This window comes from Pelotomaculum isophthalicicum JI, from assembly GCF_029478095.1.
GTDB classification, from domain to species: Bacteria; Bacillota; Desulfotomaculia; order Desulfotomaculales; family Pelotomaculaceae; genus Pelotomaculum_D; species Pelotomaculum_D isophthalicicum.
This window is the reverse complement of the sequence record NZ_JAKOAV010000019.1, coordinates 68,869-76,453: the sequence shown is the minus strand read 5'-3', so window position 1 is coordinate 76,453 and position 7,585 is coordinate 68,869. Positions and strand designations below refer to the sequence as shown.

Annotated in this window: 4 protein-coding genes; 1 reads left to right on the top strand and 3 read right to left on the bottom strand. The window is 44.8% G+C overall.

Annotation, left to right across the window (positions count from 1 at the left end; all coding sequences use genetic code 11):
* Positions 1-227: 227 nt before the first annotated feature.
* From L7E55_RS10940 to L7E55_RS10930, 3 genes are all read right to left on the bottom strand, one after another.
* Positions 228-776, bottom strand: coding sequence for a 4Fe-4S dicluster domain-containing protein (locus tag L7E55_RS10940; protein ID WP_277444267.1), 549 nt, complete (start codon positions 774-776; stop codon positions 228-230).
* A 126-nt stretch (positions 777-902) separates the two neighbouring features.
* Positions 903-2,924, bottom strand: coding sequence for an aldehyde ferredoxin oxidoreductase N-terminal domain-containing protein (locus tag L7E55_RS10935; RefSeq protein WP_277444266.1), 2,022 nt, complete (start codon positions 2,922-2,924; stop codon positions 903-905).
* Between the two features lie 160 nt (positions 2,925-3,084).
* A complete protein-coding gene (locus tag L7E55_RS10930) occupies positions 3,085-4,734 on the bottom strand; it encodes a (2,3-dihydroxybenzoyl)adenylate synthase (protein WP_277444270.1) in 1,650 nt (549 codons plus the stop codon).
* Positions 4,735-5,277: 543 nt separating this feature from the next.
* On the opposite strand from L7E55_RS10930, the gene L7E55_RS10925 reads away from it, so the two are divergent.
* Complete coding sequence (locus tag L7E55_RS10925) at positions 5,278-7,026, top strand: sigma 54-interacting transcriptional regulator (RefSeq protein ID WP_277444265.1); 1,749 nt, start codon at positions 5,278-5,280, stop codon at positions 7,024-7,026.
* Positions 7,027-7,585: the final 559 nt, after the last annotated feature.

Genomic DNA, 7,585 nt, shown 5'->3' with positions numbered 1-7,585 from the left:
CTTCTCTTCAAACTCTGGCCAATTTATTTTAAGTATTTCTTTTATTTTCGACGAATATCTCATGTTTAAATGTTACCATATTATGGTCTCACCGGGTACCCTCAAAAATGTATACTTTCCTAAACAATTAAAAAACCCTTGTGTACCAAGGGTTTTGAGTGGTGGACCTAAGGGGACTCGAACCCCTGACCTCCTGAATCTGAATTAAGGTGTGTCCCCTTTCCTTGTTAGCCCTTCTGTGACATCCGGGCAACAATATCCGCCAGCTTACCCATTCCATATTTGTCTACCAGTGATTTCAGCGACAGTTCAATCTCAGCCGGCTTCACCTGTTCTTCAGCTTCCACCCAAACTTCCTCTTCCTCGTAAGTCAGGCAGTTAAGCCCGCATGCCTGGACACACATCGGCTCTTCCAGCGCCGGATCGCTTTCACACATATCGCATTTGAGAGGGAGACCGGAATCGGGTTCTTTAAACAAATCCCTGGCCGGGCAGATCGTGCCGCAGAAGCTGCACTCACTGTATTCCCTGCCCTTAATCGTATAAGTGCGCCTGCCGTCGCACTCCGCCTTGGTGTAATCAGTGGCGCGGATCGGCACCCAAACACCGGCGCGCTCGTCAATAACCACACGGATCCGGGAACGGTTTGGGTTGGAGTTGCTGTATCTCGGCTTGGCGTGAAATGACGCGCAGACCATTTCACAGGTCCGGCAGCCATTGCATTCATCCAAATTTACTTTTATTGTTTTGACAATTTTTTTAACCTTTTCACCCATTTTGGATTTCCCTTCCTTGGCTAATAGTCATTCTACTTTTGAGGGCGTAGCCCCTCATCAGCCCTTCACATGTCCCTGCCGGCATTATTGGCTTTGACCGGATGGCAATGAATCCTTTCGTTTCTTTTAGCCTCCTCCTTGAGCCATTCTCACCTTTTCACTGGCTGAATAAAGCGCTGCTTCTAATTGTTCATCTGTGGGCGCAGGTAACGTAGTGGTCTCTTCGTAGACGTTGGTCTCCTCGCCGGTCAGGATCCCTCTCCTGATCAGTTCATCCGCTACAAAGCCGAGGTCAAGTTTGTCCAGCGTCGGCTTGGTGGGAATTCCGTCATCAGTCCACCCCTTGAATTTATAGTACATGCTGAGCAATTCCTGCTCTTGTTCCGGCAATCTTACTTTCCAGTGGTCTTCGGGCGGCTTCTCATCAGCCCTTCTCATGCCCCTGCCGACATTAATGGCCCTGACCAGGTTCCGGTTTCTCCTGGCTATTTGCCACACATCATCTGAATCAAGATTCAGCCCGGTAGCCGCGTTGATGTATTTCGGGAAGTTATAAATATGGTACGCGGGTTTGCCGCCAAACTGTCCCCTGAAGGAGGACAAGAAAGCGCACGTCCCGACAGCGTCATCAATGTAGTGCATGGTCTCGTTCCAATCGCAGATGTGGCAGGACGCTTCCATACTCGGGTCCGTCCGCGGCTCCCATTCCATATAAAACTTTTTAAACCGTTCCGGAGCCGCAACCCATCCATCGCAGAACTTTTGCCTTTTTTCCGGATTGCGCAGCGGATCCTGCGGGTAAGACCCCTGGATCTGGGTGATGTTGATTTTCTCCCCAGTGGAAAACATTAGGAAGTACGGGAAGTTAACCTTGCCCAGTTTGAGCGGCAGTTGCTCAAATTTCTTGATCGTGTTGTGTTCATATGCTTCGGCCCCCCTGCCGATCTGACGGGCCGCCGCGTAAGAGCCATTGGCTAAAATATCGCCAATCCCTTCCCGGCGGACAATTTTTTCCAAGAGGTAGTAGAATCTTTCCTTGGAGTTTTCCGGAAAGTCAGGCATGTCCTCGTCGGTTAAAATGCCGTTATCGTACAATTCGACGGCCAGGGCGATGGTTTGCGGCGTGGAGAAGTTGTCCAGCCCATACTCCTGAGCAACAGCGAGAATTTCCCAGCTAAAGTCGAGTTCGTCAAAGGAGCACATGTGCCAGGAAATTTTGCTGAAGCATTTTGCGCCGTACGCCGGCTGGCCAGGGTGCTGAATCGACAGCTTGCACTCCTTCAAACAGTTGTAGCAGCCTGTTTTTCGGTTCAACAGTCTCTTGGTAAGCTGTTTCCACCTTTCCTGAAGTTCAGCGGACCAGTAGCCTTTTCTCCGCACACGCGAATTGCCCCAAGAAAAGTTGTCGTGGTGGAAGCTGTCATCCCAGGTGTAAGCCATCCAGTCACCGACATTCGGGTTTTTAGCAACGGACTTGAGGCTATTAAAACTCATTTCAAAAAGCTTCTCAGCATTGAAGACGTTAACGTCCTTTGTTCCGCGCACGGCTATGGCCTTTATGTTTTTGTCTCCCATGACCGGTGCCGGCCCGCGCGATGCGCTGCTGTGGGAGTGTTCGATGGAAGCGGTATAGACCCTGTTTTCACCGGCCAGACCGATTGACGCCACCTGGATGCGGGGATCCCCCAGTTCCTCCCTAATCATCTCGGCGGTTCGTTGGGCGCCTACGCCCCTGAGGTGGGAGGCGTCGCGGATTTCTACTTTGTCATTATGGATCCACAAATAAATCAGTTTTGGCGACTTGCCGCGGAAAATTATCTTGTCGTAACCGGCCATTTTCAGTTCCGGCCCGAAATACCCACCCATCATGGAGTGGGCAAGATAATTCGTCACCGGAGAAATACAGTTGATAATAGTGCGGTTCGCCCCGGGGGCAGACGTGCCCTCCAGGAGACCGGCGCTGAATATAAGCAGGTTTTCGGGATCAAAGGGCTTCACCTCAGGTGGGACCCTTTCCCAGATAATCCGGGCAGCGGTGCCGTGACCACCCAAATGAAGTTCCACTAATTCCGGGTCGGTTTCCACCCGCTCAATGTTACCAGTTGTTAAATCAACTTCTAAATTATACCCTGTCTCTGCATACCTCATTTTTTAACCCCTCTACATATCTTTTTAGAACACTATAGTTGGTTAATCTTTTTACCCATATTAATTAAGGGACATGGGGAATGCCCCAGTGCACGTCACTGCAAATAACCATTAGGCGATAGCGGCAAGCCCTGAATCATCCCCCCAAATAGCTAATGACCTATTGACCCTTCGCGGCCTTCTCAGCTTTTACTTGTGCGGCAATACGATCACGCAAATCCTTCCGAGAAATCTTACTGAACGCGGTTAATGGAAATTCGTCAACAATCTCCAGTCTTTCCGGAAGCTTGAAGTTGGCAATATCCTTGGACTTCAAGAACGCAACCAGTTCTTTCAGATCAATTGTTTGGCCAGGGTTAAGCTTTACATAAGCGCAGGCTCTTTCGCCGAATTCTTCGTCGGGCATAGCCACCACGCAGCAGTTGTCAACCTTTTCGTTCTGCATGATGAAGCTTTCTACCTCTTCGCAGCTGATTTTCTCACCGCCGCGGTTGACCAGGTCTTTATTCCGCCCGACATAGTAAATATATCCTTCGTCATCCATCTTGACCACGTCGCCCATTTTGTAGTATCCGTCGGCGGTAAAGGCTTCTTTGTTCTTTTCCGGCATATTGTAATAGCCGTGGAACGTGTACGGGCCGCGAACAACCAGCTCGCCGGCCTTCCCTGGCGGAAGCGCTTCGCCGGTTTCCAGATCTATGACTTTCAGATCGTCATAAGGCGATATCGCCTTGCCGCTGGAAGTCAATACTTTTTCCATAGGGGCTTCCCGAGGCATGAAATTCAACAGTCCCTCGCCTGTTCCAAAGACCTCCAAGGGGAAGCATTTAAAGCGGTCCATGATGTGCTTGCGGAATTCCGGCGCCAGGGCGGCTCCGCCGTTCTGGATTGCCTTCAGGGAACTAATATCGTATTTATCCGGTATGTCGGAGTTTCTCCACCTGGCAATCAGTGGCACAGCAGAAGCTATGTCTGTTACTCTTTCCTTTTCAACCAGCGAGAAGATCGTGTCTTCATCCATGGCGGGGCAAATCACAGTCTTCCCGCCGCGATACAGGCACGACATGTAGCCCGGGCAACCTATATTATAGTTATGCGACATCGGCAGGACGATCAGGATAACAGTATCCGAATTTATATGAGCCTCTAAACTGCTCTGCCGTATGTTATAATGGTACTCGTTATGGGTCCTGGGAATCAGCTTGGGAATACCGGTAGTTCCACCGGAGAGAAGCATAAATGCCACTTCGTCCGGATCAATCGGCGGCGGCTCGATGTGTTCAACCGGTGTGTTGATCAATTCTTCGATAGAAATATAGTCTTTCGTTGCTTCACCCTGGACAAAGATATATTTCAGGCTTTTCTGTTCTGCCCGCACCTGCTCAATCATTTCCATAAAATCGAACTTGCGCTGTTTAGTCGGCGTAAAGGTGGCTACCGCATTTGCGAACTGGACAAAGTGGTTAATCTCATTGAAGCGGTGGGCCGGCAAAGCCATGACCGGAATTATCCCGGCTTTGAGCAGGGCAAAAAAGGTAAACATGTTTTCCGGGGTTTGCCCTAACTGGAAGACAACCCTGTCTTGCGGCTTTAAGCCAATTTTAAGAAAATGACTTGCCAACCGGTTAACCACTTCACCAACTTGCTTATAAGTGTACCGCCTGCCCTCATAAACAACACATTCTCTGTCCCTGAAATCTTTGAAGAATCTTTGTTCAAGCACTTCTCCGAGAGTCTTGTCTTCCCAGCAGCCTAATTCACGGTAAAGCTTGGCATACTCTGGCTCACACGGGACACAACCTTTTAGCATCACCTATCTTGCCTCCCTTATAAATTTTGATATATAATTACGCAAGAAGTATGCCAACGTTATTACTGCGCTTGTACGCTTTCATGGAAATTCATATTTCCGAAAAGTTATAATTTTTGGAATAATAAAATACCTACGGAAACTAAAGTTGCCCGGCAACTATTACACTCGACATATTAAATAATGTTCATTTATCATTCTAATAAGTTAAGGTCGAAATATCTGATTCTTGAAAAAGCCGCAAAAGTATTATCGAAAAAAGATTCATTAAAGGCCGACAAAGATCACTTGACTTAATCACTATACAAGCATTAAAATGAATGAACTAGCAAAACCAGTAAATGTAAGCCCAGTTTTCTAAATATTATGATTAATTATTTTATTAAAAATAATTAATCTGTTTAATGAAAGATATTCAGAAAAATACTACCTAAAAAACAGCATGGCTAAGGGAATTATATTTAGCCTAATTTTTCTGTTTTATTCGAAAGCGCGGGAATAGCTAGTGGGTTAGTGAAGGCGGTGAAAGGAGGATTTGCCTATATGTTAGAAGGCCAAATGATACCTTTTATACTTGACTATATACATCACGGTATAATTGCTATTAACCAGAAAGGGATTGTAATAATATGCAACAAAGCGGCGCAAAAAATGCTGGGGTTTAATCAGCCTGTCTTAGACAGACCGATTGCTTCCCTGCTGCCGGAAACAAAGCTGCCTAATGTTGTTAACACTGGTCAAAGTGAGTATGGAAAGCGGTTTACCTTTAACGGCAAAACTTTTGTAGTTAACCGGACGCCAATAATTGAGCACGATACAGTAATTGGAGCTGTTACAGTTTTTCAAGATATTACCGATCTGGATGAGATATCTACAGAATTGGAATCGTTTAAAAAAATCAACAAGGAATTAGAGGGAATTATAGCGACATCTTATGATGGAATATTGATTACAGATGGTGAGGGTCGGGTTTTAAAGATAAATAAATCTCTATTACGAATAACGGACCTTACCACAAGCCACTTTTTAGGAAAAAAAATTGATTCCTTATACGTGAAAGGTTATTTTACTTCCGAACCAATCGCCAAGTTAGCCAGGGTAAATAAAAAAATTGTAACAGGTATTCAAATAATAAAGACTGGAAAAGTGGTTATGGTTACTTCCACACCAGTTTTTGATGATAATGGGGACGTGATCAGGGTAGTCACTAACGCGAGGGATATGTCGGAAATAATCAACTTACAGGAACAGCTTGCCCAATCACGCAATCTAAGCGACTACCTGCGTCAGGAATTTAATAAATCGCTGAAAGATGAGCTGCTTGCCAATGAGATGATTACACGTAACCCGGAGATGTATAAAATACTGGAGCTAACCAAACGTGTCGCCGGCATGGAAGTAACTATTTTGCTTCAGGGGGAATCCGGCGTCGGCAAAGAGGTGTTTGCAAAATTAATTCATGTCTGGAGCAAAAGAAAAGGAGCTTTTATTAAGGTTAATTGTGGCGCAATACCGGGGCCTCTGCTGGAATCCGAGCTTTTCGGCTATTCCAGGGGCGCTTTCACCGGGGCTAATAAAGAAGGTAAACCGGGTCTTTTTGAGCTGGCCAATGATGGCACCCTCTTTCTTGATGAAATTGAAGATTTGCCTTTAGATTTGCAGGGCAAGTTCCTCCGGGTTTTACAGGACCAAGAATTCGTCCGTTTGGGAGGGACTAAAGTAATTAAGGTAAACGTGCGTTTAATTGCTGCCAGTAATAGGGATCTTACCCAGATGATTAAAGAACGCAAATTTAGAGAAGACCTTTATTACCGTCTCAACGTTGTGCCGATCCTCATCCCCCCACTGCGGGATAGAACAGAGGATATCCCTTTATTAATAGATTATTTTTTAAGTAAATTTAATAAAAAGTATAGTACAAATAAAGTTATGGCACCCGGGCTGATGAAAGATTTTTTAGAATATCACTGGCCAGGCAACATACGGGAGTTGATAAATACCTTAGAACGGTTGGTAATTACTAGTGAAAGTGATTTTATCAGTAATGATGCATTTACGGCTGCAAAGCGTGGTATCCTTGCTATTGATACAACAAGTGCGAATAACCTGCTCAAGCTTGAGCAGGATGAAGAAAGAATCCCTTCGTTAAAAGAAGCCTTAGAAAATACTGAAAAAGATATATTAACCAAAGCCTTAAAAAAATATAAAAAATCGCGGCAGGTGGGACAGGTCTTAGGTATTTCCCACACGGCAGTACTAAAAAAAATAAAAAAATATCAAATGAAGGCTTGAAATTAATTTTGCTGAATGGAATATATTATTTCCATTTAGGTTTTTGGCATCACATGTTTCCTTATCATAAAAAAAGCACAGTCATTTGAAAAACCATACTAGATACGGTGGTTAGTTTGAGGTCTACCCATGGTATCTGCTAAAAAACCGAATTTTTCAGGTGCAACTAATTTTACGCCTGAAAAATTCGGTTTTTGATTATTTCCTGTGGTATCAAATTAACGCCTTATTAAGCAAAGGTCTTTAATATACACATCAGTCGCTTTTAACCGAGTGATTTTTATAAAACGTAATAAAGCACCGCAAAAATTTGGTGCAAAATAGAAATACTTTGGTCGTTGGTATGAAAATTGCATTTATTGTTTATGAACTTTATTATTCATACTGGTAAGTTGCTTGATCATTATTCGGTAGTTGACGCGCGCATAATTTTATCAAGTGAACTGGCGTCTGTGTTGACTATCAATAAATAAATTTTCTCGCGTACATCCTTTATTTTCTCCCTTTAAATCCTTTTGCATAATTAGAGGAAACACAAAAGTGACTAATTATGGCAAAA